The organism is Companilactobacillus jidongensis, from assembly GCF_003946575.1.
Lineage (GTDB): Bacteria > Bacillota > Bacilli > Lactobacillales > Lactobacillaceae > Companilactobacillus > Companilactobacillus jidongensis.
Window position 1 is genome coordinate 64,618 of sequence record NZ_RHOP01000008.1, and the last position, 23,734, is coordinate 88,351.

A 23,734-nucleotide genomic window follows, 5' to 3' on the forward strand; every position below is an offset into this window, starting at 1 on the left:
GATTAATTCTTATTATGGACTTAGCTTGTTGGGATAACTAGCTCCTTAAAAATTATATTATTATACTGTTTGATTTGGCAAAATATTGATTTATGAGTGTATTTTATTTTTACATAAGTGTTTTTTAAACCGCTCTAAGTGTATTAGTAAATCATCTTAAGTTCACTGAAATAGGCATTTTGAGAAGTTGGCATATAGATTGCTTTTAGTAATGTGAGCAGATGGGAGGGATAAATTTGAGAGAAAAAAACAAAATCATTTTACTCACACATGGTGGATGGGGCAACTCACTTATCAGTAGTATGGGCATGTTGGTTGGAAAAACAGAAAATGTATTTGATATAGCGTTGGAGCCTTCTATGACTTTAGAGCAGTACATAGAAAGAATACAGGAAGAATCTAATCCAGTTGATGAAAATACATTGGTACTTACTGATATTCCTGGCGGTACCACTAGTAATGTGGCATTGAGATTAACAAGAAAATATCCTTGGAAAATAATATCAGGCGTTAATTCGCTGATGCTTATTGAGGCAATAATGCATCAAGATGAAAATATTTCTGATGAATTAGTAAACAAAATTTTAGATGCAGGAAATCAAAGCCAGAAAATTTTGAAAATACCAGTATCGGTTAAAAATAAGGAGGAATCATAATTATGGAAGTCGTATTATGTCGAGTTGATAGTCGTTTAATTCATGGACAAGTAGTTACAAAATGGGTTAATCAATCAAATGCTAATAGAATTATTGTTGTAAGCGAAGAACTAGAACAAGATGAATTTATGCGTAGTGTTTATTTAATGGCTGCACCACCAGAAGTTAAGGTAGATTGCTTAGGAATTGAATCAATGAAAAAAGCAAAAGAATCTGGAGACCTGGATAAAGGTAAAATTTTGTTGATTTTGCCAGATTTAAAGAAACTCAAAGAACTTGTGGATGCTGGATTATATAAAGGTGAAGTTCAAGTTGGAGGTCTTGGTGGTGGTCCAAATCGTAAGGTTGTGTTCCAAAATATCACACTTGATCAAGCTGATGTAGATATTTTACAAAATTTATCTGACGACGGAATTTCAGTTTATTTTCAAACAATTCCTGAAGATACGCCACAAAAATTAGACAAAATTATTTCAAAATATGGAAAGGAGTGAATACAATGCATGCTGTAGGATTATCTATTGCAATGGGGTTATATTTTTGGTTTGCTAATCTTCGTTTTGGATATACATTTTCAGGAATGCTAAAACAACCATTGAGCGTTGCCTTAGTTGTTGGACTTCTAACAGGTAAAATGGCTGATGCAATGACAATTGGTGCAGGTGTACAGCTGATGTTCTTAGGAGTTACATCCACACCAGGTGGTAATGTACCTAATGATCCTGCCTTAGCTGGAACAATAGCTATTCCAATTGCGGTTGTTGTTGGACTTAGTGCACAAGCCGCCGTTGCACTAGCAGTTCCATTTGGAGTTTTAGGAGTATTTCTAGATCAATTGCGTCGTACTATTAATGCTACATGGGTACATATGGCTGACAATGACGCAGAAAAGTTAAATTATCGTGGTATTTATTTAGCGGCATTTCTTTATCCAGCAATTATGGGATTAATTATTCGTTTCCCAGTAGTTTTTGCCGCAAATTATTTTGGTCAAGGTGCCGTTCAAAGCTTAATTAGTATAATTCCACAATGGTTGATGCATGGCTTCGAAGTAATGGGAGCCATTCTTCCTGCACTTGGATTTGCATTAACTATATCAGTTATTGGTAAGAAAACATTATTACCTTATTTCTTAATTGGATTTATTGCCGTTATGTACTTTAAGGCAGATATTATGGCAATAGCTGTCATTGGTACATGTATTGCTTTCTTAGTTCGTAATAATGCGTTGAAGGAGGAAGCATAATGGAAAATACAGAAACTAAACCAGAAGTAAAGACTAACAAATTATCCAAAAAAGAAGTTAATAAAGCATTTTGGATCTATCAATTAGGTTGTGAAGAGTCTAATTCCTATGAAAGACTTCAGAGTCTGATTTTCTGTGCATCAATGATTCCAGCTATAAAAAAATTATATACACATGATGAAGATGCGCAAAAAGATGCTTTGAAACGTCATCTGGTATTTTTCAATACTGAGGGTACCATTGGTGCGTCAATTCAAGGTATTGCGCTTGCGATGGAAGAAGAAAAAGCAAATGGTGCAGAAATTTCCGATTCAGCCATTACTTCAATCAAAACCGGTTTAATGGGTCCACTTGCTGGTATTGGTGATTCAGTTATATGGGCAGCTTTAATGCCAATTATTATTTCAATTTTTATTCCAATGGCAAAACAAGGAAGTGCACTAGGTGGAGTAGGACCATTAGTTATTTATACGATTGTGACGATGTATATTAGTTACTTACTTATTAAACGTAGTTACAGGTTAGGTAAAGCTTCTATTACGTCGTTATTGCAAAATGGTATGATCAAACAGGTTATATATGGTGCCAATGTTTTGGGTATGATGATGATGGGTGCATTGTCTGCCAGTTATGTTACTGTATCAACACCATTAAAATTACATGTATCTGGTGGTTCAACAATTGTTTTACAAACAATATTAGATAGTATGTTTAAAGGAGTTTTACCGTTACTTGCTGTTTTCTCTATTTATTGGTTTATGGAAAAGAAAGGTCCGCGTTATGGAATAATAATAGGTAGTATTATTGTTATTAGTCTGGTCGGATCATTCTTTGGAATTTTGTAAAAGAAGTAATATTTTCCCCTAGATATTGCGTTTTAAAGAACATATCATATATGATATGTTCTTTTTATTATGTATTTTTTTATTCAATGCACCGCTGCCACAAATATCACAATTATTTTCTATAGACAATAGATATAACTTAATATTTGTTATACTAAAAACATAGCTATAGGAGGGGATTATTATGATCAAATGTCCAAACTGTGGGGCAGAGAACAAAACGGGAGTCAAGTTTTGTACGAAATGTGGTATGCAGCTATCTGGGGATGATGCTGCAAAGCCATCAGCAAATACTAATGGTTCGCCACAGGCAAGCGAACGGATTCAAGTATTCAAAAAGCATTCATTAAACTATTTTGAATGGTTTACTAAGTCTCTAAAGAATCCATCAATAGTAAAAAATGGTAACAAATACTTTGGCCTGGTAACGCTCTTGCTAAATTCAATTTTAGTTGCATATATTTTTCATATTTTGGGAAACAAAATATTGGTCGCATTTGTGGAACAGGCTAACGAATTGATGAACACGTTTAATCGTGATTCAAGTTCGATATCTGCTATTCCAACTGGCCTTTCGCTCTATCTGCGACTATTAATGATAGTGTTGATTTATAATGTTATTTTTTCATTAGTTGGCTTCCTATCAAAGAAGTATTTAATTGGTGATAATATCAGTCTATCCGGTTACTTGAATCAATTGGGAAGTTACAGCAATGGCATGTTAGTAGTGGATATTATTAGTATTATTATTTTATGGATAACCTTGCCAACTGATTTTTCGATGATTGAAAGCCATTATGGCTTTATTTACGTATTCATTTTTGCCATATCACTACTATCATTGATATGGTCAATAGCATTCATTGGTTCAATTTTGATTTCAGATGGCAAATCAAAAATGGACAAAATTTATGTAGCTGTTTTAGCAGAAATCATTGTTGGAATCGTATTGTTCATAGTATTAAAGGGCGTTTATAGTTCGGTTGCAGCAAACTACTCGAGTATCGGATCAGGTATGCTACAAGGGATATTAAGCTAATGAGGAAGCGAAAAATATTTTTTTCTGTATTGATTGTTCTTTTGACAATATTAGTCACAGCTTGTACACAACAAAAGAGTAGTTCGAAAAATACAGATAGTAAGGTTGAAACTAAGCAAAACCAAAAGACCTCCAAGGTTAAAAATATAAATAAAAAAGCAATTTTATCTAACCTGAAAAGTTCTAATAAAAAAAGTCTGACCTACTATGCCTTAGGTGATTCGCTATCAGTTGGATTGTTTTCTAATACCGAACAAACTAGATTTACCAGCTTATTTGCGGAAGACTTGCGCAATGGTACAGGCAAAAAAGTAATCGAAGATAACAATTCGTCAGTAGGTAAGACGGTGACGAATTTTGGATTACCAAATGTTCAGAATGTAATTGTGGCTGATCCAGATATTGTCACGATTGAATTTGGAACTAATGATTCAGCATACGGAGTAGATGCTAAGAATCTGGGAGACTTTATTACTAATCTGGATAGTTTAGTTAGCCAAGTTAAGTCACAGACTAACGCCAAGATACTATTGATGACTACTTGGTCGCCGAGCGACGGTAAATACGTTTCTAATGATGCCATTTATGATCGAGAAATCAAACGAATCGGTGCTAAGTATGGCGTTCCAGTAGTAGATTTATCAACTATTTGGAAGAACAATCCTAGTGTTACTAAGAATGACTTGGGATACAGTCAAATCTATAACATCCAGAAGGACAATTTCCACCCAAATCAATTGGGACACGAAAAAATTGCCAAATTGTTGTATGAAACTGTAAAAAATCAAGAAATGAAATAAGGGGATATTATGGGGAATCTAGATTATTGTCCTAATTGCGGTCACAAAATTGAACCAACTGATGAATTTTGCCCCAATTGTGGATTTAACATTAAGAAATTTGTTGCGGAAGATGAAAATACCGAGAATAAGAAAGCACCAGTCGAGAAGGTTCAAAAACCGGTCGAGGAGAAGAGTACAACTGCTCCTCAACCAAAGAAGAAAAAGAATGTTGCTGTCTGGTGGATTGTTGGAATTATTATTGTTTTACTAGGTGGGTATTTATTAGGTAACTGGTATTACGGTAAGAATCGTCAAATTCAAAATCTTCAAGATGAGGTAACTAGCGGTAAGACTGGGGAAATGAAATTGGCCCTGATCGATGAAGATGGTAATACACTTTCAACTAAAAAAATCGGTGCTTTGAAGAGGTTGTATGTCAAAGATAACTCAGCCATTCAAAAGGTCAGAGATCAAATCAACAGTAGTCATTCTGATGGCAACTTTGTAGTTAAAGAAACTGGTAAGCAACTAGGTATTTTTAAAAAATATAAGATACAAGTTCGTAGTCAAGAATTATCAATTGAAACTAATATTGATAATCCTACTTTTACCGTGGACGATAAGAATGTGGCCGCTAGATCAGAAGGTGATGAATATAAGTTATCTGAAATGACTCCAGGACTTTATGACGTTACGGTTAAGAGTCGTAATAAATCTGATCAAGCGAAGTCTAAACAAGTAACGATTTCAATCAGTGATGATGATAGTGAAATCACTATGAATGTAACCAAAATCAAGAAGACGGTCATGAAAAAAACTAGTGAATCAGATGATAATGCAGATTCTAATACTAATAGTAGTAATTCGGATGCCGAATCTAATGACCATAATTCCGATAGTTCAGCGGATTCAAGTAATTCAGATGGTGCACTAGTTGGAGACTATACTGGAGATCCAGATCTGTCCTTATATTCAGATGGTACTTATGAGTTAGGAGACAAATCAGGTACTTACGAAGTTGTTAATAGAAATGGGAATCATGTTCAGATTAGATATAATCAAAGTGGCGGTGGTTCAGTCACGGAATCTTATAGCTTTGATGGAACAGAATTGTATTCATCTAAATACGATACATCTTGGTATAAGTGGAACTAACAATAGAAAAGTATCGTTATAACGGTGCAACTCCAATTCACCATCCGTGCAACCAATAAGTGCTAGTCAAGATTCTAGTCGCGATATATTCTGGAAATGAATCGAGGAGAGAAAAATGCAAATAGGAGTACAGATACAACAGCGCCGGACACAGAATAATATGTCTCAAGAAACATTGGCAGAAAAATTACATATATCTCGTCAGTCAATTTCCAAATGGGAGAATGGAACTTCGCTACCAAGTTTTGCGAATGTTGTTGCTATCAGTGAACTATTTGATATCTCTTTAGATGAATTAATAAAGGGAGACGAGAATCTTATGAACGAATTGGAAAAAGGACCAAAAATGAACAAAGCAGCGTTTGCAGTTATTATAGGATTCACATTAGCGATTGTCTTATATATTTTTTCAACGACGGTATTACATATATCGGAAGATAGTATGTACAATTGGCTGACATTACCAATTTTTATTTCATTTTTTGGATTGATTTGGAGTATTAAATGGAAGAACATTGATAAGATAGTTTCTAAATGGACGGTTCCTTTGGCAATTATTTGGATAACAATAACGATGATACCGAATATTTATGACTTAGTAACAGGATTTTTAGATGGATTCAATCATCGTTAAAAACTAACAAAAAGGAGCTTGGCATTTATTTTGCCAGGCTCCTTTTATGCTGTCTTCATAATACGAGTGTCTTCTTCCATAATTGCATCTAGGACACGTTCGGCTACTAAGCCAACTTGTCCAGGATTACGAATATCTTTCGGACCATCGGTTTCATAGTAATTGGTGGAATTTTTCATAACGACAATATGATCGGCCATTCGTGCGGCTTCATCGACATCATGGGTAACTAGTATAGTTGTAAGATTCTGTTTCTTACAGATATCTATAATCAAATCCTGCATTTTACGGCGAGTCAGAGCATCTAAGGCGCCTAGTGGTTCGTCTAATAATAGAATTTCAGGATCTGTCATCAATGCACGAGCCAGAGCGACACGTTGTTTTTGACCACCAGATAATTGATTAGGATAATGATCGGCGTATTCACTTAATTCTACTAAGTCTAATAGTTCTTGTGCATGATTGATTTCGTCGGACTTTTTAGATTTAAATGACAAATTTTCAATGACGGTCATCCAAGGTAAGAGTCGATCCTCTTGAAACATCATTCTAGTCAACGATTTAGTATTTCCTGTAGCAATATCAACTGATCCACTAGTGGGTTTTTCTAGTCCGGCAATTAATCGCATCAGGGTACTTTTACCACCGCCACTCATACCGACTAGAGCTAGGAACTCACCTTGGTGAATGTCTAGATTAACTCCTTGTAGTGCAGTTTGGTTTCCATAAATTTTACCGATATTATTTACTTTTATCATTGTATTTGTATTATTCATTAAGCGTTACTCCTTCCAGTTGTTTGCCATTCCAGCAATAAACTTTCAAAACTTTTGGCAATGAGATCTGATACTTTACCGAGGATCGCATAAACGACGATACATAAGACGACTGTTTCCATATCAACGAAATCTTCAGCGTTGTTTGCCATATATCCGATACCCGAACTGGCTGAAATTGTTTCAGCAACAATTAAGGTTGTCCACATAACGCCCAGCGCATAACGAACGCCGACTAGGATTTGCGGTAGAGCAGCAGGAAAAATGATTTTTTTGAACATATCGAATCTAGATAGTTCATATGATTTTCCCATTTCAATCAAATCTTTGTCCACGGAACGAATTCCGGCATAAGTGTTGATGTACACCGGAAACATAGTTCCGATGGCGACTAGTGAGATTTTTGCTGACTCATTGATTCCTAACCAAAGAATGATTAAGGGAATAAGTGCCAAATGAGGGATGTTTCTGAACATTTGAATTGATGAATCGAACAGGAGACTAAATGTCTTAGACATCCCATTGATGAACCCAAGGATGAATCCGACGCCACCACCGATCAATAATCCAATGGTTGCGCGATATAAACTAATGCTTAGATTTTTTGGTAATTCGCCACTGGCTGTTAATTTGATGCCATCTTGAAGAACTGCTAGAGGTGATGGTAAGACGGAACTTGATAACCATCCGACCGAACTAGCTAATTGCCAAACTAGCACCAAGATTATTGGAATTAAAAATGGCAGTGTTTTTTCATAAGGGATGCTAAATCGTTTTATTTTAGGTTTAGCCGTATCAATTTCAATAGATTTTTGCATCAACTAAGCCTCCTTGATGTACTGATTTTCTTCGATTTCTTTGGCTAACAAATTACGCTGAACCTTGCCAGTAGCGTTCTTAGGTAATGATTGACCGAAGATATATTCAGTCGGACGTTCGGCAGGCATTAGTTGGTTATTAGCTAAGTTTTTTAGCAATGCTAGTTGATAACGGTGGTCCGTTTGATTGTCATTAGTGATAATAACTGCAGTCACTGCCTCACCGAATATTTTATCTGGTGTACCGATTACGGCGATTTCTTTGATAAATGTCAGAACTTTCAAGCAATCTTCAACGGCTAATGGATTAACATTTTCACCGCCACGAATAATCATTTCTTTACGACGGCCCACGATGAATAAGTAACCATCGCTGTCGATTTTTCCTAGGTCACCGGTTAATAAGTAACCGTCGGAAAAGGTCTCTGGCTGTGGATCGAGATAGTGATCGATTACCGATTCTCCTTTAACAGCAATTTCACCGACTTCGTTAACGTCTAACTCATTTAAATTACCATCAAGAATTTTTACGTCTGTTCCGTAAGTTAAACCAACGCTATTTTGTTTGGGTGCGTTGAGCGGATTTTGAGCAATTTGACTAGCGGCTTCAGTCATTCCGTAACTTTCGATCAATGGAATATCAAATCGATATCTGAATTCTTCGTGGGTACTTGGTAGTAGTGGAGCAGATGCGGTTCTTAAGAATCTCAATTTATTTGATTTAGGTTGTTCATCACGCTGCAATAATATTTCTATGATGGCAGGTGTTAATGAAACCCAAGTTAGTTGTTCGTCAAAAACTTCCTTCCAGAATAAATGAGCACTGAACTTTGGTCTAAAGATTAATTGACCATCTGAGAGCCTGGTAGCAAGATTGGAAATCACCATTGCGTTGACATGGAATAAAGGCATTACGATCATAGTGCGGTCGAAGTCGGTCAAATCTTCACTATCAATGATATTGTTGGCATTTGCGAATAATTGTTCATGAGTTAGACCCACACGCTTTGGTTTGCCAGTGGTTCCAGAAGTGTGCATGATGACGGCAAATTGATTATCGAATGGTTCCTTTGCAAGATGTGCTTCATGGATTTTTCGAATATATAGTTCGACCTCTGTTTCATGGAGGGTAGTTAGTTTAGGGCGTTTTTCAAATGTGGTTTCTAGTGTATCCGGTTCTTCAATATCTGAATTGAGAATCATTGCGGAGTAATTGTACTGTTCCTCAAACTCACTTAATTGAATCTCAGTAACTGCAGGGTTGATTGGGTGGACGATAGCGCCGATTTCCCAAAGAGTTTGAGTAACTAGTGAGTATGTTACTGAATTATTTAAGGCGACCAGAACCACATCGTTATAGCCGATACCTTGATTTTGGAAATATTGTAACCATGTTTCACGTTCTTCATTTAATTCTGATCCGGTATACCAGTGTTTTTCAGCATCCTGCATTATTGGACGTGTAGGATTATTAGTTAATTGTTGTTTTAGTTGAGTAGTTAATTTAGACATATATGTCACCAAGTCCTTTCGAATACGTGGTTTATATTTTTTAAAGTTTGTTTTCTCTGATTGAATAAACCTAGTTTACAAATATGCTGTGATTCTAACTACTGGTTTTCGTTAAGCATTAAATAAGATTTTCTTATTAAAATACTTATATAAAATTATTTAGCTGGATTTACGTATTTTCCTTTATAGGTAGCTTTTGAAATAAACCTTTGAAGGAGTGAAATTATATCATATATGATATAATGTGCGATGAATAAAGTGGAATTTGTATTTTTAGAAATAAATGGTAAAAGTGAAATACTTGATTTTGTAAATAAATTGCCTAAAAAAGACAAGCTTAAAGTTTACGATGTTATTGAAGCAATTTCTGAAATGGGTATCCCAATTGCTTCAAAACAAAAATGGATCCCAATTGCTTCAAAACAAAAATGGGTAAAGAAACTAGATTCTGATATTTATGAAAACCGTTTCCAAGTTGGTAATAATATTCAAAGATGTTTGTATTTTCATAAACAAGGAAATATATACGTTATAACTCATGGTTTTACTAAGAAAACTCAAAAGACACCACAACGTGAAATAAGACACGCTAGATTATTAATGAATAGGAGCAGATTACAAAATGAATAAAATTAGATATATAAGTGCAACAGATTATATTGAAAATGAAAAGAGAAAAGATCCGGAGCTAGAGAAAATGATGGATGAGGAAATGAAAAAAATGCGTTATGCGGTTGCTATCACAGAACTCCGTGAATCACTTGGATTAACGCAGGAACAATTCGCTAAAAAGATAAATAAGCCACAATCGACGGTGGCTAGAATTGAAAATGGTAATGCTAATCCAACATTTAAAACATTGTATGAGATCGGTGATGCGGTTGGTAAGAACTTAAAAATATCATTTGAATAGTACAAAAAAAGCACTTGGCTGATCTTAGTCAAGTGCTTTAAATGTAACTGTGAATACACTTCCCTGAGGTTCGTTATTGTTAACCTCAATTTGTGCATTATTTAGGATTACTAATTTTGAAACAATTGCCAAACCGAGACCACTGCCTTTGATCTCCGTAGAATGCGATTCATCAACACGATAGAATCTTTGAAAAATCTTGGCTTTTTTATCATCAGGAATGCCAATACCTAAGTCAGCAACACTTAATTCGATGCCATGTTTAGTTTTATGAACACCTAATGTTATTGGCATATCGTTGGGTGAGTATTTGCTGGCATTGTCCAACAAGGCAATGGTAAGTTGATGGATCATGTCTTCGTTGCCCCGAACTTGCAGGTCAGATTCAATTTCCGTATTTAGTTTTTGCGGAATTGTATTCTGATAATGAGTTGTCAATTGTTCAACTAATTCTGATAAGTTTATTTCAGTCAAATCGATTTCAGATTTATCGGCACGTGATAGGTGCAAAAGATTTTCAATCAAGTTTTGCATGCGCAATGATTCTTCATCGATGAAATCCAGTGATTCAGGAATAACTTCTGGATGCTTGTCACCGCGGCGTTTGATCAAATTAATATTTCCTCTAATGGCAGCGATGGGAGTCCGCAACTCATGTGAAGAATCAGAAACAAACTGTTTTTCACGAGCTAAGCGATCATTTTGAACCTTCAGCAATTCATTGAAAGAATTTCCTAATTCATTGATCTCTACTGGACTTTTGGGAACATTTAATGTGGGTTGATTGACATCCAAATTTTGAGTCGTCTTTTTAGTTTCACCAACCAGTTCTAGTGTTGGTGCACTGAGTCGCTGAGCTAATCTTCGAGCCCACCATGTACCAAATCCAAGGGTTACGAAGACAATGATACTGATTATAATCAATAACAAAACTAAACGTCTAATAAGATTATTTAAGCTGACCCAAAGTTGATAAGTTGTCGAATTATTTTGTTGTTGGTAATAGAGGAATAATCCATATTGTGGGATATAGACGACGTCTTTTGAAAAGAAGACACGGTATTGTTTTTTAGAAAGAAATCTTTTGGAAGAAGGAGAAGTCATAATAACTCGTTCTTGTTTTAATGATGCAGCTGTTACTGATTTATCTTTGGTTTTGACACGAATAAAAGAGTTTTGCTTAGTATGCCGTTCATTTTCATTATTCCATTGAATGAAACTTGGAATACTTTCGATGTTAGAACGATTCAAACTTGTCATGAGACCTTGAGCGTCATGAGAAGTGAACGATGCCTGTTGGAATCCCACTGTAACTAGAATTATTAGGCTGATGGACAAGGTAATGATGACAACTAAGCGGTTGATGGCCTGATTTATCAGTTGCTCGTAAGTAAGTGTTTTGCCATGATTTTTAGTGTTCATTCGCGGTATCCTCAATCGAATAGCCGACACCGCGGATTGTCTGGATCAGTGGCTGATTATTTTTACCATCGATCTTGCTACGCAAATAACCGACGTAGACATCAACGACATTTTGTTGGCCAAGAAAGTCTTCACCCCAAACGTTGTCGAGTAATTCATCACGGGTGAAGACTTTACCAACTTGTTGCAAGAAGAAGAGTAATAGGTCATATTCACGACGTGTAAGCTGAATGTTTTCGTTATTTCTTACTACTTGATGAGACTTTGTGTTTAGTGTCAAATCAGATAGTTGGTAAGTTTGATCTGGTTCCGTCATTTGTTCGATTCGTCTTTGGATGACGCGGACGCGAGCTAATAATTCTTCGATTTCAAAGGGTTTAGTTATGTAATCATCAGCACCGTTATCGAGCCCAGCAACTTTATCACCAACATAGTCACGTGCGGTCATGATAATGACTGGTACTTGATCGTGTTTGCGAATTCGACGTAAGACTTCCATACCATCCAACTTTGGCAACATCCAATCTAATAATATAAGTAGTAACTCATTCTGATTTTCTTCGTATTTGTCCATCGCTTCCAAACCATCATTAGCAACAACAACATTGAAATCCTCAAACTGTAATTCTTTTGTTAAATAACTTGAGAGACTTAATTCATCTTCGACAATTAAAATAGTATTTTTCATTGGGACCTCCTGAAAGGTATTCGTTGTATTCATTATAATTGATAATTTTTTTATTGAAATATATTTTAATTTAAATGATCCTTTTGTTATGTGTTGTTGGAGAGTAATGGGATACTTTAAGTACCATAATGGAAGGGAAAATAATATGAAACGAATAATGGCATTATTACCAGTATTTATTTTAATCATTCTTCTTATCTTAGGAATCCAATTAAAAAATTTCAATTATTTAACAATATCACTTGTCGGTATGCTTTTCTTTATTCCAATAATGCTTTTTATCGGTTTATTTCAACTACACAGTGAGGGTGTTGTTTTACACAACTTTAATCAATATACGACAGGAATGAAGTGGTTCTATGGCCTTTCAATATTCATATGGGTATTGAATATTGTTTTAGCAATGTATTTTGGAATTCATAATTAAAAAGAAGTTGCTCGCTCATTTCATTTGAGGGGCAACTTCTTTTTTTGTATCATTTTCTATTTTTTAACACCCAATTTAACCTGACATTCGGGGCACAATCCATAGACTTCCATGTGATTGCCAGAAATCATATATCCAGAAATATCAGCAGTTCTTTCTTCTAGTGTTTTTTCGTCTTTACTAAATCCGGGATACGTAACGTCAACAATCTTACCACAATTCGTACATATTGCGTGGTAATGTGGCGTTCCAAAATAATCATAGTGAGTACTGCCATCACCATTTTGCAATTCTACAACCAGTCTATGTTCTACAAAAGTATTGAGAGTGTTGTAAATGGTAGATGAACCCATATTTGGAAGTTCTTTGCTTAGACCATCACGGATAGTTTCAACCGTAGGATGATTATGATGACTGGCAAGGTATGCCAAAATAATATGACGTTGGGGAGTAACACGTAACTTGTGGTCCTTTAATACTTTAAGCGTATCCTCCATGACAGAATTATTAGCCATAAGCAATCTTCCTTTCTGTAAGAGTTCCTATGTTGGAATCATTACAAAGTAATTATAAACCCCATGGTATAAAAATATCAATTATTTTCCACTTGGATGGATTGTATGCAAAGAAGTTTATGGTTTTACTTTTTTTAAAAAAAGTATTATGATGTATTCGTTAGCAAATGAGGATCATTCCAAACTAGAAATGATTACAACATAGAGTGATCGAAATAAGGGGCGAGGAAAATGCAAAAAGCACAAAAAATCAAGAAGACTAAAAGTTTAGCTGAAAAAATCAATGTCATGCGTGCCAGTGTTATGGGTGCCAATGATGGAATTGTTTCAGTTGCCGGTATCGTTATTGGTGTTGCGGGTGCAAAAAGTAGCAATTATGCCATCTTCCTAGCTGGTATTGCCGGAATGCTTGCCGGAACAATATCTATGGCAATGGGTGAATGGGTATCTGTTAGCACGCAACGTGACAGTGAACGTCGCGCTATTGAGAGAGAGTCAGCGGCACTGGATGGACACTATGATCAAGAATTTGATTTCATCAAGAACAAATATCATGCTACCGGTATTTCAGAGGGTTTAGCATCAAAAGCCACTAAAGAAATGATGAGTGATGATCCACTAGATGTAGCAGTTCGTGAACGTTTTGGATTCAATCCTAAAGAGCACACGAGTGCAATTGCTGCCGCAATGGCATCCATGATTTCATTTCCTACAGGGTCGATACTTCCATTGCTATCAATTACATTATTTCCAGCCAATATCAAACTAGTTGCGACGGTCATTGCGGTTGTTATTGCATTAACCATTACAGGATACACAGCTGCTGCACTGGGAGATGCAAATAGGGCAAAGGCAGTATTTAGAAATGTTGTTTCAGGATTACTAACCATGATCGTAACTTATTTAATAGGTTCATTATTCGCACATTAAGGAAGTGACAAATTTGATGAAGGCTATCAACGTTCCAAAACCAAAAAAACAAAAAAAGACTATGGCCGAACGTTCTAATACGCTTCGGGCCGGTGTCCTCGGTTCCAATGATGGAATTCTAACAGTTGTTGGTGTTTTATTTTCAGTAGCCGTTGCGACAACTAATCAATTTACAATTTTCATCGCCGGTTTGTCTGATCTTCTAGCATGTGCTTTTTCAATGGCTTCTGGCGAATATGCTTCAGTCAGCTCCCAAAAGGATACAGAAAAAGCAGCTATTGAAAAAGAACGTGAATTGATTAAGACTAATTATCAAGATGAGGTTCAAGTAGTTGCTGACTTCTATGTGGAACGTGGCGTTACTGCTCAAACGGCTACTGAAATTGCTGAAGAATTGATGAAAAAAGATGCTTTGGGTACAGTAGTTAAAGTTAAATATGATCTAGACCTTGGACACTATATGAATCCTTGGGATGCAGCTTTTTCTTCACTAGTTGCTGCTGCTTCTGGTGGGATTTTTCCACTGTTTGCCATGACGTTATTGCCAGTATCAATGCAGTGGCCAGGAACTATTCTGGCGGTTACTTTGTCAGTAGCTTTGACAGGATTTTTGAGTGCTAAACTAGGCGATGGGTTAGTTAAGACCGCTATTATAAGAAACGTTATTGTTGGTATTATTACGATGATTATTCACTATTCAGTTGGTCTTATGTTATAAAAGATGAAATAGGGTGGGGATTTCGAGAAATCGGAATCCTTTTTTATTTGTTCTGTGTGATAGACTGAAATAAGACTAATTAGAAACGGTAAATATAAATGAATAAAGAAAAGATCAAACGATTTGAAAACAGTAACATTTTTTTTAGTTGCCCTATTTGCAAGGAAAAATTAGAGTTACAAGATACAAGTCTTGTATGTATCAACAACCATAACTTTGATATATCAAAGTATGGTTACGTTAACTTTTTATTGAATATGAAGCAGCAAAAAAATTATGATAAAGAGAATTTTGAAAATCGTGGATTGATACTAAAGGATGGTTTGTATGATCATATCTTGAGTAAATTGATAGATATCATCACAGGGCTACCAGTGGGCAGTATTCTAGATGCTGGATGTGGTGAAGGTTATTATTCACGTGAAATAAAGCAAGCACTTCAAAAACAAGTTTTGGCATTTGATATTTCTAAGGATTCAGTACAACAGGCAGCACGTCAAGATACTGATAATACCGTGAAATGGTTTGTTGGTGATTTGGCACAGTTACCGATGCAAGATAATAGCATGGATTGCATTTTGGATATTTTTTCACCGGCTAATTACAATGAATTCCATCGTATTTTGACAGATAATGGTTATTTGATCAAAGTTATTCCTGGAGAAAATCATGTGATCGAGTTACGTCAAAAGGCTAGTGCATACTTGCGTAGCGATAGTTATTCTAATAAAAAGGTGCTCGATTATTTTGAAGAACATTTCACTGTTATTGATGAGATTGATGCGACTAAGACTTACGAAGTATCAGAAAGAGTTCGCGATGCTTTCATTCAAATGACACCACTATTATTTAATGTTGATACCGAAAAAATTGATTGGACAGATGTTAAGAACATTACCGTTGATTCCAAGATTTTGATTGGTAAAGCCTAACAGCATTGAAAAAATGAGTTAATAAGGTCCATAATAGTCAATGTTGTTAGTGAGGGATTATGGATGAAAAATAAAAAGAGAGGGCTCTTCTTTGTTATAACCGGAGGAATACTTTGGGGAGCTTCCGGAACCAGTGCAGAATATTTGTTCTCAGGGTTACACGTTTCGCCAAATTGGTTAGTTGGAATTCGTTTGTTTAGTGCCGGATTGCTATTATTGATTTGGTATGGAATGACGTCGGGCAGTTCAGTATTTGATATTTGGAAGAAAAAATCTTCTTGGATCATGCTGATATTATTTGCATTCTTAGGAGTGTTACCATCTCAATGGACATACTTCTTGGCAATCAATTATGGTAATGCGCCAACGGCAACGGTATTACAGTTTTTGGGACCATTGTTTATTATTATGTATTTAACGATTGCCAATCGAGAATTACCACGGCGAACGGACGTTATTTCAGTGATATTGGCATTGATAGGAACTTTTCTGTTGGTGACTAATGGTAATTTAAACGGATTAGTTCTATCACCTTTGGCACTATTCTGGGGTGTTATGTCAGGTATTGCTTCAGCAACTTATACGTTGTTACCACGAGGATTACTGACGAAATACGATGCTCGTTCAGTTGTCGGTTGGGCAATGCTGATTAGTAGTTTTTCGTTTATTGGCGAAGTTACTACTAAACCAGTGCCAAAGCTTAATTTGATGGGAATCTTGTGTATTCTCTTTATAATTATTTTTGGAACGATGTTTGCTTATCTATTCTACTTAAGTAGTTTGCGAGATCTATCGCCAAGTACGACTAGTATGCTCAGCTCATTTGAACCTTTAACGGCAACGATTTTGTCCGTGACATTGCTAAGTACACCGTTTACTTTGGTACAGCTTATTGGTGGAGTTTTGATTCTATCCACTACGTTTTTACAAGCTTTGCCAACAAAGACGATTGAACGCTCAGAACAAGAAGAAGTCGATGAAGAACAAAATGAATCAAACGAAGCTAACTAAAAGAGAGCGTGAAAAAATCCTGTATTTACTATGTAAATACAGGATTTTTTGTAGTTAAACGGGGGAAGTTGTGTTTTTTTGCGCGTTTACAATGCAGTTTTGAGAGCTACTTATTTTGTCTTTAACATTAAATCTAATGAATCTTGCAAATCTTTGAGTTGTTGTTCATCAACACAATTAACATTTTTGCGAATGTTTTGAGCAATGACCAGTTTCATAGCTTTATCAACGCCAGACTTAACAGCGGATAACTGCACCAGTACATCATCACAAGGCCGTCCTTCTTCCATCATATGTAGGATCCCATCGAGTTGACCACGGGATCGTTTGATTTGGCTAGTGATGCGTTTGCTGGCAAGTTGTTCTTCTTCAGTTTGAGACATATGAGGCCTCCTAATTAATTAATATCAACCATATTATACCCGGCCGGGTAGTGTACCTCAAATTATATGTTTAAATATCTCTATCACACTGGAATCAAATTAATTGATATATTTTACCCCAGGGGGTATATTAATTGTTGAAGTTAAAAGTAAATCATAAGGGGTATTTAATATGAGTAATATCACAGAAATTTCTGACAAGACTTATAACGATGAAACAAAAACAGGTCTAGTAATCACTGATTTTAACGCTGACTGGTGTCCTCCATGCAAAATGATGAATCCTATTCTTGAGAAGTTGTCATCAAATGATGAACTAGGTGATAAGATCAAGTTTACATCAATGAACGTTGACCATAATCCTGAGACACCAAATAACTTTGGTATCCAGGGTATTCCAACTTTTATTATCAAAAAAGATGGAAACGTTGTTGGTCGTATGGTTGGTTATCAACCAGAGGCTAAGTTCCGTGCGGCTTTGGAACAGTATATGTAGCAAGAGGCAAAGAGCGCGTGGCAAAACACGTTTAGCTTCTGAGCATAACGTAAAAAATCCCCGTATTTTAGTAAATACGGGGATTTTTTAGTACGTATTATTAGTGTAGTAGGTGGTATCAAGCCCATTAGTATCATAATCTGTACTATCAGGATTATTGAAGAATCCTGTATTGAGCTTATTCAATTGGGTTTCAGTATTATTTAACTTTTGTTGCTTTAAATCTAAGTTAGCTCTCAATTTATCAGAAGCTCTTTGTAGTGTACTATTTGATAAGATTTGGTATGAACTACCATTGATCCAAGCGTTTTGTCCTTGTAATTGTAACGAAGTCATATGTTTGCCTGCACTGTGGTATTTAATAGGAAAGCTTTCCATTTGACCATCAGTTAAATCAGTATTGATGTCTGGACCTAACTTAGTGATCAAGCTAGGTAACTTAACTAAGTATTTTGGTTGTTGTAATTTTTTGACCACTGCCTTCAAAACTTGCTGTTGACGAAGTTGACGACCATAATCACCACGCGGATCCTCATAACGCATTCGAACGTAACTTAATGCTTGTTTACCATTTAAGTGGTGAGTTCCCTTAGGGATGGTTACACCGCCAAAACTAACTTTAATAGGTGTAGTAACTGTTACACCACCAACAAAGTTAACGGTTTTTTCGAGTGCAGCCATATTGATTGCTACGCTGTAATCAACGTTTATACCAAGTAACTTACCGACAGTATTTTTGGCCATCGTAGCCTTACCGATGTTGTAGGCCGCATTAATTTTTTGAACGTCCTTTTTATTCTTTCCAGCACCAACAATTTCAGCCATGGTGTCCCGAGGGATTGAGTACATAACGGATGATTTTGTCTTAGGATTTAGAGTGACTATCATCATAGTGTCAGAGTTACCACGATCAACTCGACCGTCGGCACCAGTGTCTGCACCTAATAACAGTATTGAGATTGGTTTTCCTTCGTCGATCTTCTTTGAGACGCTATTCTGATTATTATCGATTGAATCAAGAGCTTTTTTACCTTGGTATACATAAACACCTAATACAATTCCGATTACGACCAAGATAGCAACTAGTCCAATAACTATACGTTTAAAAATTTTCATTGATTTCTCCAAAAGATACATTTGTGATGTATCTATTTTAATCATAAGTACTTAATAATGTAAAGTAATTATCTAGAAGAAAGAGAATAAGTGGTTCGAAATTCAGTTATGATAGATTTCTTGAAACCTTCAATTTTTTGAAGATTCATTTGTTCTCTAGTGACTGGTTCAACGATGCTATTCAACTGTGAGATAAAATATTCATTCAAAAAATTTTCAGCATGGTTAATGGCTAATTTGTCATTTAACGTTTGTTTCAAGATTTCATTGATAGTTGCTTTGTTTTGAAAGACAACGAATTCTGCTGAAATATTTTCTACAAAATATTTCTTTTTTTGCATACTCTTATAAAACGACGAGAACTTATTAAAATAGTCTTCATAACTATTTTGAAATTCCACAAATAATTGCGGATACGCATCGCGTAATTCATTTTCAAAAGTAGTCGTTGAGGAACCAGTTAGTAACATTGTATTAAGTAACGCTTTGGTAAGATCATCAGGATTATCAGTGTCGTTGAATTGATTATTCTTTATAAATTCAAGATGACGATTTACTACCGCCTGAATTATTTCATCTTTGTTTTTAAAATACAAATATAATGACGCACGACTTATACCAATATTTTTGGCAAGGGTAGCCATCGATGATTTTTGGAATCCCTTAATTAAAATAATGTGATTTAACTTAATTATTAGTTCTTCTCTTTTGTCCATTTGCTTACCTCTAAAAATAATTATACTATAAGCTTTACAAATTAGACATAAAATTGTATTATTTGTCTAATTTAAAAAAGAGGTCAATTAAAATGAAAAAAGTTGTTGTTACAGGAGCATCAGGATTTGTTGCCGGTTGGGTCATTGTTGAATTTTTGAAGAACGGATATGCAGTTAAAGGTAGTTTGCGTTCAATGAAGAAAGCAGAGGCCATTTATAATAATATTGAAAAATATGTAAGTAAGTCTGAATTAGATAATTTGTCATTTTTTGAAGCTGATTTATCTAGTAAAGCTGGCTGGGTTGAAGCTATTTCAGATACAGATGGTGTAATACATGTTGCTTCACCAATGGGGCACGGGACTGAATCGGTTGAGGAACTTACAAGTGTCGCCAAAAATGGTGTATTGAATGTCTTGAGTTCTGCCAAAGAGGCAGGAGTTAATAGAGTAGTTATGACCAGTTCGCAAGCTGTATCGACACCGAAGAATTCCGTAGGTGATGTTACTTTGGATGAGAGTTTCTGGACAGATGTGAACAATCCTGAGCTGGATCCTTATCGAATTTCCAAAGTAAGATCTGAAGAAGCTGCTTGGGATTTTGCTAAAGAAAACAATCTTGAATTAACAACTATCTTACCAGGCGCTATTTTTGGTCCGATTATGTCAGAACAGACAATGAGTTCAAATGGAATTTTAAGACAAATTCTCAAAGGATTACCAGCTATTCCCCAAGTACCAATGGAAATCAGTGATGTTCGTGACTTGGCCAATCTACATCGATTGGCATTTGAGTCTGATAAGGCTATTTCACAGCGTTATTTAGCAGCTTCTCAGTCCTTGACGATGCTACAGATTGCACAGATATACAAAAATAAATTTCCAAATTTAAGTATTACAACAAGAGTGGCCCCCAATTCATTAGTTAGAATTACGTCTAAATTTGTCCCTGGGTTAAGAGCGTTGGTTCCAATGCTAGATCGTAAGTATCATCACTCTACAGAGCTGGCTGAGACGGATTTAGGTTGGAAACAACATAAACCAGCACAAACTGTTATTGATTCAGCGCAATCTATGATAGATTTAAACTTATTATAGGAGGTAATGACTTTGAAAAAAATTTACTTTATTTGTACAGGTAATTCCTGTCGTTCACAAATGGCTGAGGGGTTAGCCAAAAAATATTTACCAAACTGGGAGGTTCGTAGTGCTGGTGTTGAAGTCCACGGATTGAATCCGCGTGCGGTCGAAAGTATGAAAGAAGTCGATATTGATATCTCAAATAACACCTCAAAGTTGATTGATACAGATTACTTTAATAGTTGTGATTTTGTTGTAACTCTTTGTGGGGATGCCAAAGACAAATGTCCTATGGTACCGCAAGGAGTAACTCACTTACATTGGGGCTTACCTGATCCAGCTCAAGCTACTGGTAGTGAAGAAGAGGTTATGCGTGTATTTCGTGAAGTTCGTAACCAGATAGAGAGAAAAATTGTTAGCTTCAGTGAAAATACCCATATTATAGTTAATTAATTTAAGAAAAATTGTTACTTTTGTCACAAATGGGGTTATTTGTTTTTCTCAGGAGTGATATTATATAGGTGAGATGTGAAAACGTTTGCAGAAATTATTTTATGGGGAGATGATCTTTTGACAAACAAAAACGTAATTAGAAGTATTAGGGACTACGTCGATGCGTTGGAGGTCAAGGTGATCTTTTCTGAACCAACTAATTTCAATCCAGTTGACTATCCACAATTGGAAGAAATGGGTAAATGGAGTCACGATAAGATCAAAAATACTTTGACATTAAATGCCAAACATCTCAACGACTATAAAGAGGGAGATCTGGTTAGAGCCCTATCTGATTCACGGGTAGATCCTAACAAGTACATTATCAAATTCTTACCTCTAAAAATGAGCGTCTAGTTCCTAAAAAAACTCCAACTGTTTTGGGGTTTTTTTGTTCGAATTTTTGTTATTATATAGATGAATAAGGGGATGACATTATGTCAAAATTAGCACAAGTATTAGTTGTTATCGATATGCAAAATGCTTTGAAATATAGTTATAATTACGATGGACTTTTGAAGTCTGTTAATAAGAGAATCGATACTTATCGATTTGCCAATTTGCCAATTATTTTTGTTCAACATAATGACCAAGATGTTGTTAGAGGCAGTGACTTATGGCAATTTTCCAAAGGATTGGACATCAATGATGACGATATGGTCGTTGAAAAAACGCATGCAAATGCTTTTTATAGAACAAACTTGAATAATTTGTTACAAGAGAACAATTTGAGCACAATTGAATTCTGTGGAGTGCAAACTGAAATCTGTTGTGATGCAACCATCAAGATGGCACATGGACTAGGATATAAAATTATCATGAAACACGATATGACTTCGACTTATGATAATAATTATATGTCTGCCGAAAATACGATCGAGTTTTATGAGAATATTTGGGATAAAAGATTTCTTACTTTCGTATAAAATTAAAGAAACCTCACATTTGTGGGGTTTCTTTTTGTAAGCGATTCATCTATATTGAGGATAGTATTAAGTCTTGATCTGGAGGGATTGGATTATGCAAAAACATTCAGCATGTTCATCAATTATGGTAGGTAAGAAGGCTGCGATGGATGGCAGCACTTATATTGCCAGAAACGAAGATAATTATGTCGCAATTTATCCGAAAAAGTTCTATGTAGAACCAGCTGTTTCTGGACAAGAAAAAACATATAAATCTTTTTATAATGATTTAACTGAGAAACTGCCAGAAAATGGTTATCGATACACAACTTCACCTGACGCCAATACAACTGAAGGTTTGTACGAGGAAGACGGTATTAATGAGAAGGACGTTGCCATGAGTGCTACTGAAAGTGTCTATGGTAATGAAAAAGTTCTTGGGTACGATCCATTAGTTCCTGAAGGTATCGCTGAAGATTCAATCACGACATTAGTCTTGCCGTATGTTGATTCAGCACGTGCAGGTGTTAAGCAATTGGGCGATTTGGTCGCCAAATATGGATCAGCTGAGAGCAATGGCGTTCAGTTCAGTGATCATGATGAAATTTGGTATATGGAAATTGCTACAGGTCATCAATGGGTAGCCGTTCGTATCCCAGATGACTGTTATGCTTTCGCAGCAAACCAAATTGGTATTGAAGAGATTGATTTTGGTGAGTCAGATAATTATATGTGGTCAGCAGGAATTCAAAAATTTGTTGAAGATCATGATTTGAATCCTGATGAAGGTAAATTTAATTTCAGACATATCTTCGGTACCGATACTAAGACCGATTATCATTACAACACACCACGTGTCTGGTTTGCTCAGAAATATTTGAATCCAAGTATTGAACAGGATCCCGAGTCACCTGAGTTACCATTTTTACGTAAACCAGAGAAAAAGATTTCAGTTGAAGATATTCAGTATGTTCTGAAGTCTCACTATAATGAGACCCAATTTGATCCATTAGGTAGTGGCAGTGAAAATGATAAAAAACGCTATCGTTCAATTGCATTATCAAGAACTGCCAATTCACACATTTTACAATTGAACCATGACAAGTTAAGTGTCGAGTGGAAGTGTTTTGGTATTCCTAGTTTCACACCATTTGTTCCATTTTTTACTAATGCTAATGATACTGACGCAACTTATCGTGATATCTCAGATTCGATGAATTTGAAAGATGCTTATTGGATCTATGAAGCCTTATCGATGGTCGTTGAAACACATTATGCGGAATTTATTGAAGAAGACTTAGACTATCAAAAAGAATTGTCACAATGGGCTAGAGAAAAGATCGATGCTGCTGAAGATGAATCAGAATCCTTATCAGGAACTGAATTAATTGGTTATTTAACGAAACAAAACCACGAGATTGCGACATACTATAATGACAAGGCCAAAGAATTATTGGGTAAATTAGTGACAGAAGGTGCCGAGCTTTCAAAGCTTAATTTCAGGATGGATCCAAATCTATAAAGAGTG

General features: G+C 35.7%; 30 protein-coding genes. 21 read left to right on the forward strand and 9 right to left on the reverse strand.

Annotated elements, in window-relative coordinates; all coding sequences use genetic code 11:
• Positions 1–236 precede the first annotated feature (236 nt).
• From EKM68_RS06680 to EKM68_RS06715, 8 genes are all read left to right on the forward strand, one after another.
• On the forward strand, positions 237–656 hold the full coding sequence (locus tag EKM68_RS06680) for a PTS sugar transporter subunit IIA (RefSeq protein WP_125589087.1): 420 nt from the start codon (positions 237–239) through the stop codon (positions 654–656).
• A 2-nt stretch (positions 657–658) separates the two neighbouring features.
• Positions 659–1,150 carry a PTS system mannose/fructose/N-acetylgalactosamine-transporter subunit IIB gene (locus EKM68_RS06685; protein ID WP_125589089.1) on the forward strand — a complete coding sequence of 164 codons (492 nt, stop codon included), beginning with the start codon at positions 659–661 and terminating at the stop codon, positions 1,148–1,150.
• A gap of 5 nt (positions 1,151–1,155) precedes the next feature.
• Positions 1,156–1,902: a PTS mannose/fructose/sorbose/N-acetylgalactosamine transporter subunit IIC gene (locus EKM68_RS06690; protein ID WP_125589091.1), complete on the forward strand. Its 747-nt coding sequence runs from the start codon at positions 1,156–1,158 to the stop codon at positions 1,900–1,902.
• Complete coding sequence (locus tag EKM68_RS06695) at positions 1,902–2,747, forward strand: PTS system mannose/fructose/sorbose family transporter subunit IID (protein ID WP_125589092.1); 846 nt, start codon at positions 1,902–1,904, stop codon at positions 2,745–2,747. The genes EKM68_RS06690 and EKM68_RS06695 overlap by 1 nt, the downstream gene beginning before the upstream one ends.
• A 184-nt stretch (positions 2,748–2,931) precedes the next feature.
• Complete coding sequence (locus tag EKM68_RS06700; RefSeq protein ID WP_125589094.1) at positions 2,932–3,786, forward strand: zinc ribbon domain-containing protein; 855 nt, start codon at positions 2,932–2,934, stop codon at positions 3,784–3,786.
• The gene (locus EKM68_RS06705; protein WP_125589096.1) at positions 3,786–4,586 is read left to right on the forward strand and encodes an SGNH/GDSL hydrolase family protein; all 801 of its coding nucleotides are present in this window, start codon (positions 3,786–3,788) and stop codon (positions 4,584–4,586) included. The genes EKM68_RS06700 and EKM68_RS06705 overlap by 1 nt, the downstream gene beginning before the upstream one ends.
• Before the next feature lie 9 nt (positions 4,587–4,595).
• Complete coding sequence (locus EKM68_RS06710; protein ID WP_125589098.1) at positions 4,596–5,723, forward strand: zinc-ribbon domain-containing protein; 1,128 nt, start codon at positions 4,596–4,598, stop codon at positions 5,721–5,723.
• Positions 5,724–5,838: 115 nt separating this feature from the next.
• On the forward strand, positions 5,839–6,357 hold the full coding sequence (locus tag EKM68_RS06715) for a helix-turn-helix domain-containing protein (protein WP_125589100.1): 519 nt from the start codon (positions 5,839–5,841) through the stop codon (positions 6,355–6,357).
• Between the two features lie 44 nt (positions 6,358–6,401).
• Here EKM68_RS06715 and EKM68_RS06720 read toward each other — a convergent pair whose 3' ends face one another.
• Genes EKM68_RS06720 through EKM68_RS06730 form a run of 3 tightly spaced genes read right to left on the reverse strand, consistent with a single transcriptional unit; the run spans position 6,402 to position 9,463 of the window.
• Positions 6,402–7,133, reverse strand: a complete 732-nt coding sequence (locus EKM68_RS06720) for an ABC transporter ATP-binding protein (protein WP_191987374.1) — start codon at positions 7,131–7,133, stop codon at positions 6,402–6,404.
• On the reverse strand, positions 7,133–7,951 hold the full coding sequence (locus tag EKM68_RS06725) for an ABC transporter permease subunit (protein ID WP_125589102.1): 819 nt from the start codon (positions 7,949–7,951) through the stop codon (positions 7,133–7,135). Before EKM68_RS06725 ends, EKM68_RS06720 begins: the two co-directional genes overlap by 1 nt.
• Before the next feature lie 3 nt (positions 7,952–7,954).
• Positions 7,955–9,463: an AMP-binding protein gene (locus tag EKM68_RS06730; RefSeq protein WP_125589103.1), complete on the reverse strand. Its 1,509-nt coding sequence runs from the start codon at positions 9,461–9,463 to the stop codon at positions 7,955–7,957.
• A 249-nt stretch (positions 9,464–9,712) separates the two neighbouring features.
• Between EKM68_RS06730 and EKM68_RS06735 the strand changes: the two genes are divergently transcribed.
• Positions 9,713–10,093, forward strand: coding sequence for a type II toxin-antitoxin system RelE/ParE family toxin (locus EKM68_RS06735; RefSeq protein ID WP_125589105.1), 381 nt, complete (start codon positions 9,713–9,715; stop codon positions 10,091–10,093).
• On the forward strand, positions 10,086–10,376 hold the full coding sequence (locus tag EKM68_RS06740; RefSeq protein ID WP_125589107.1) for a helix-turn-helix transcriptional regulator: 291 nt from the start codon (positions 10,086–10,088) through the stop codon (positions 10,374–10,376). The genes EKM68_RS06735 and EKM68_RS06740 overlap by 8 nt, the downstream gene beginning before the upstream one ends.
• Before the next feature lie 24 nt (positions 10,377–10,400).
• On the opposite strand, the gene EKM68_RS06745 is transcribed toward EKM68_RS06740, so the two are convergent.
• Both EKM68_RS06745 and EKM68_RS06750 read right to left on the reverse strand, forming a co-directional pair.
• On the reverse strand, positions 10,401–11,798 hold the full coding sequence (locus tag EKM68_RS06745) for a sensor histidine kinase (protein ID WP_125589109.1): 1,398 nt from the start codon (positions 11,796–11,798) through the stop codon (positions 10,401–10,403).
• Positions 11,788–12,486: a response regulator transcription factor gene (locus tag EKM68_RS06750; RefSeq protein ID WP_125589111.1), complete on the reverse strand. Its 699-nt coding sequence runs from the start codon at positions 12,484–12,486 to the stop codon at positions 11,788–11,790. Before EKM68_RS06750 ends, EKM68_RS06745 begins: the two co-directional genes overlap by 11 nt.
• A gap of 145 nt (positions 12,487–12,631) precedes the next feature.
• On the opposite strand from EKM68_RS06750, the gene EKM68_RS06755 reads away from it, so the two are divergent.
• Positions 12,632–12,913, forward strand: a complete 282-nt coding sequence (locus tag EKM68_RS06755; RefSeq protein ID WP_125589113.1) for a hypothetical protein — start codon at positions 12,632–12,634, stop codon at positions 12,911–12,913.
• 56 nt (positions 12,914–12,969) lie between these two features.
• On the opposite strand, the gene EKM68_RS06760 is transcribed toward EKM68_RS06755, so the two are convergent.
• Positions 12,970–13,428: a Fur family transcriptional regulator gene (locus tag EKM68_RS06760; RefSeq protein WP_125589114.1), complete on the reverse strand. Its 459-nt coding sequence runs from the start codon at positions 13,426–13,428 to the stop codon at positions 12,970–12,972.
• Positions 13,429–13,659: 231 nt separating this feature from the next.
• On the opposite strand from EKM68_RS06760, the gene EKM68_RS06765 reads away from it, so the two are divergent.
• From EKM68_RS06765 to EKM68_RS06780, 4 genes are all read left to right on the forward strand, one after another.
• The gene (locus EKM68_RS06765) at positions 13,660–14,358 is read left to right on the forward strand and encodes a VIT1/CCC1 transporter family protein (protein ID WP_125589116.1); all 699 of its coding nucleotides are present in this window, start codon (positions 13,660–13,662) and stop codon (positions 14,356–14,358) included.
• A gap of 16 nt (positions 14,359–14,374) precedes the next feature.
• Positions 14,375–15,076, forward strand: a complete 702-nt coding sequence (locus EKM68_RS06770) for a VIT1/CCC1 transporter family protein (protein WP_125589118.1) — start codon at positions 14,375–14,377, stop codon at positions 15,074–15,076.
• A gap of 98 nt (positions 15,077–15,174) precedes the next feature.
• Positions 15,175–16,008, forward strand: a complete 834-nt coding sequence (locus EKM68_RS06775; RefSeq protein ID WP_125589120.1) for a methyltransferase domain-containing protein — start codon at positions 15,175–15,177, stop codon at positions 16,006–16,008.
• A 63-nt stretch (positions 16,009–16,071) separates the two neighbouring features.
• The gene (locus EKM68_RS06780) at positions 16,072–17,019 is read left to right on the forward strand and encodes a DMT family transporter (RefSeq protein WP_125589122.1); all 948 of its coding nucleotides are present in this window, start codon (positions 16,072–16,074) and stop codon (positions 17,017–17,019) included.
• Positions 17,020–17,129: 110 nt separating this feature from the next.
• Here the strand turns inward: EKM68_RS06780 and EKM68_RS06785 are convergent, their stop codons facing one another.
• Positions 17,130–17,402 (reverse strand): metal-sensing transcriptional repressor, encoded by a 273-nt coding sequence (locus EKM68_RS06785; RefSeq protein ID WP_125589124.1) that lies wholly within the window; start codon positions 17,400–17,402, stop codon positions 17,130–17,132.
• A gap of 172 nt (positions 17,403–17,574) precedes the next feature.
• Between EKM68_RS06785 and EKM68_RS06790 the strand changes: the two genes are divergently transcribed.
• On the forward strand, positions 17,575–17,898 hold the full coding sequence (locus EKM68_RS06790; protein WP_125589126.1) for a thioredoxin family protein: 324 nt from the start codon (positions 17,575–17,577) through the stop codon (positions 17,896–17,898).
• A gap of 87 nt (positions 17,899–17,985) precedes the next feature.
• Here EKM68_RS06790 and EKM68_RS06795 read toward each other — a convergent pair whose 3' ends face one another.
• Positions 17,986–19,014, reverse strand: a complete 1,029-nt coding sequence (locus EKM68_RS06795) for an LCP family protein (protein WP_191987375.1) — start codon at positions 19,012–19,014, stop codon at positions 17,986–17,988.
• A gap of 68 nt (positions 19,015–19,082) precedes the next feature.
• Entirely contained in the window at positions 19,083–19,730 is a 648-nt protein-coding gene (locus EKM68_RS06800) for a TetR/AcrR family transcriptional regulator (protein ID WP_125589128.1), read from the reverse strand.
• Between the two features lie 92 nt (positions 19,731–19,822).
• On the opposite strand from EKM68_RS06800, the gene EKM68_RS06805 reads away from it, so the two are divergent.
• The 5 genes from EKM68_RS06805 (at position 19,823) to EKM68_RS06825 (ending at position 23,728) form a co-directional block, all read left to right on the forward strand.
• Entirely contained in the window at positions 19,823–20,827 is a 1,005-nt protein-coding gene (locus EKM68_RS06805) for an NAD-dependent epimerase/dehydratase family protein (RefSeq protein WP_125589130.1), read from the forward strand.
• 12 nt (positions 20,828–20,839) lie between these two features.
• Entirely contained in the window at positions 20,840–21,262 is a 423-nt protein-coding gene (gene arsC, locus EKM68_RS06810) for an arsenate reductase (thioredoxin) (RefSeq protein ID WP_225422974.1), read from the forward strand.
• A 117-nt stretch (positions 21,263–21,379) separates the two neighbouring features.
• Complete coding sequence (locus EKM68_RS06815; RefSeq protein WP_125589134.1) at positions 21,380–21,658, forward strand: hypothetical protein; 279 nt, start codon at positions 21,380–21,382, stop codon at positions 21,656–21,658.
• A gap of 80 nt (positions 21,659–21,738) precedes the next feature.
• Entirely contained in the window at positions 21,739–22,227 is a 489-nt protein-coding gene (locus tag EKM68_RS06820; protein ID WP_125589136.1) for an isochorismatase family protein, read from the forward strand.
• A gap of 94 nt (positions 22,228–22,321) precedes the next feature.
• Positions 22,322–23,728, forward strand: coding sequence for a C69 family dipeptidase (locus EKM68_RS06825; protein WP_125589137.1), 1,407 nt, complete (start codon positions 22,322–22,324; stop codon positions 23,726–23,728).
• Positions 23,729–23,734: the final 6 nt, after the last annotated feature.

What these genes read in the sequence shown, in the direction of transcription:
- EKM68_RS06685 (WP_125589089.1), top strand. Translation starts at nt 659, where the DNA reads ATGGAAGTCGTATTATGTCGAGTTGATAGTCGTTTAATTCATGGACAA.
- EKM68_RS06690 (WP_125589091.1), top strand. Translation starts at nt 1,156, where the DNA reads ATGCATGCTGTAGGATTATCTATTGCAATGGGGTTATATTTTTGGTTT.
- EKM68_RS06695 (WP_125589092.1), top strand. Translation starts at nt 1,902, where the DNA reads ATGGAAAATACAGAAACTAAACCAGAAGTAAAGACTAACAAATTATCC.
- EKM68_RS06700 (WP_125589094.1), top strand. Translation starts at nt 2,932, where the DNA reads ATGATCAAATGTCCAAACTGTGGGGCAGAGAACAAAACGGGAGTCAAG.
- EKM68_RS06705 (WP_125589096.1), top strand. Translation starts at nt 3,786, where the DNA reads ATGAGGAAGCGAAAAATATTTTTTTCTGTATTGATTGTTCTTTTGACA.
- EKM68_RS06710 (WP_125589098.1), top strand. Translation starts at nt 4,596, where the DNA reads ATGGGGAATCTAGATTATTGTCCTAATTGCGGTCACAAAATTGAACCA.
- EKM68_RS06715 (WP_125589100.1), top strand. Translation starts at nt 5,839, where the DNA reads ATGCAAATAGGAGTACAGATACAACAGCGCCGGACACAGAATAATATG.
- EKM68_RS06720 (WP_191987374.1), bottom strand. Translation starts at nt 7,133, where the DNA reads ATGAATAATACAAATACAATGATAAAAGTAAATAATATCGGTAAAATT.
- EKM68_RS06725 (WP_125589102.1), bottom strand. Translation starts at nt 7,951, where the DNA reads ATGCAAAAATCTATTGAAATTGATACGGCTAAACCTAAAATAAAACGA.
- EKM68_RS06730 (WP_125589103.1), bottom strand. Translation starts at nt 9,463, where the DNA reads ATGTCTAAATTAACTACTCAACTAAAACAACAATTAACTAATAATCCT.
- EKM68_RS06735 (WP_125589105.1), top strand. Translation starts at nt 9,713, where the DNA reads ATGAATAAAGTGGAATTTGTATTTTTAGAAATAAATGGTAAAAGTGAA.
- EKM68_RS06740 (WP_125589107.1), top strand. Translation starts at nt 10,086, where the DNA reads ATGAATAAAATTAGATATATAAGTGCAACAGATTATATTGAAAATGAA.
- EKM68_RS06745 (WP_125589109.1), bottom strand. Translation starts at nt 11,798, where the DNA reads ATGAACACTAAAAATCATGGCAAAACACTTACTTACGAGCAACTGATA.
- EKM68_RS06750 (WP_125589111.1), bottom strand. Translation starts at nt 12,486, where the DNA reads ATGAAAAATACTATTTTAATTGTCGAAGATGAATTAAGTCTCTCAAGT.
- EKM68_RS06755 (WP_125589113.1), top strand. Translation starts at nt 12,632, where the DNA reads ATGAAACGAATAATGGCATTATTACCAGTATTTATTTTAATCATTCTT.
- EKM68_RS06760 (WP_125589114.1), bottom strand. Translation starts at nt 13,428, where the DNA reads ATGGCTAATAATTCTGTCATGGAGGATACGCTTAAAGTATTAAAGGAC.
- EKM68_RS06765 (WP_125589116.1), top strand. Translation starts at nt 13,660, where the DNA reads ATGCAAAAAGCACAAAAAATCAAGAAGACTAAAAGTTTAGCTGAAAAA.
- EKM68_RS06770 (WP_125589118.1), top strand. Translation starts at nt 14,375, where the DNA reads ATGAAGGCTATCAACGTTCCAAAACCAAAAAAACAAAAAAAGACTATG.
- EKM68_RS06775 (WP_125589120.1), top strand. Translation starts at nt 15,175, where the DNA reads ATGAATAAAGAAAAGATCAAACGATTTGAAAACAGTAACATTTTTTTT.
- EKM68_RS06780 (WP_125589122.1), top strand. Translation starts at nt 16,072, where the DNA reads ATGAAAAATAAAAAGAGAGGGCTCTTCTTTGTTATAACCGGAGGAATA.
- EKM68_RS06785 (WP_125589124.1), bottom strand. Translation starts at nt 17,402, where the DNA reads ATGTCTCAAACTGAAGAAGAACAACTTGCCAGCAAACGCATCACTAGC.
- EKM68_RS06790 (WP_125589126.1), top strand. Translation starts at nt 17,575, where the DNA reads ATGAGTAATATCACAGAAATTTCTGACAAGACTTATAACGATGAAACA.
- EKM68_RS06795 (WP_191987375.1), bottom strand. Translation starts at nt 19,014, where the DNA reads ATGAAAATTTTTAAACGTATAGTTATTGGACTAGTTGCTATCTTGGTC.
- EKM68_RS06800 (WP_125589128.1), bottom strand. Translation starts at nt 19,730, where the DNA reads ATGGACAAAAGAGAAGAACTAATAATTAAGTTAAATCACATTATTTTA.
- EKM68_RS06805 (WP_125589130.1), top strand. Translation starts at nt 19,823, where the DNA reads ATGAAAAAAGTTGTTGTTACAGGAGCATCAGGATTTGTTGCCGGTTGG.
- EKM68_RS06820 (WP_125589136.1), top strand. Translation starts at nt 21,739, where the DNA reads ATGTCAAAATTAGCACAAGTATTAGTTGTTATCGATATGCAAAATGCT.
- EKM68_RS06825 (WP_125589137.1), top strand. Translation starts at nt 22,322, where the DNA reads ATGCAAAAACATTCAGCATGTTCATCAATTATGGTAGGTAAGAAGGCT.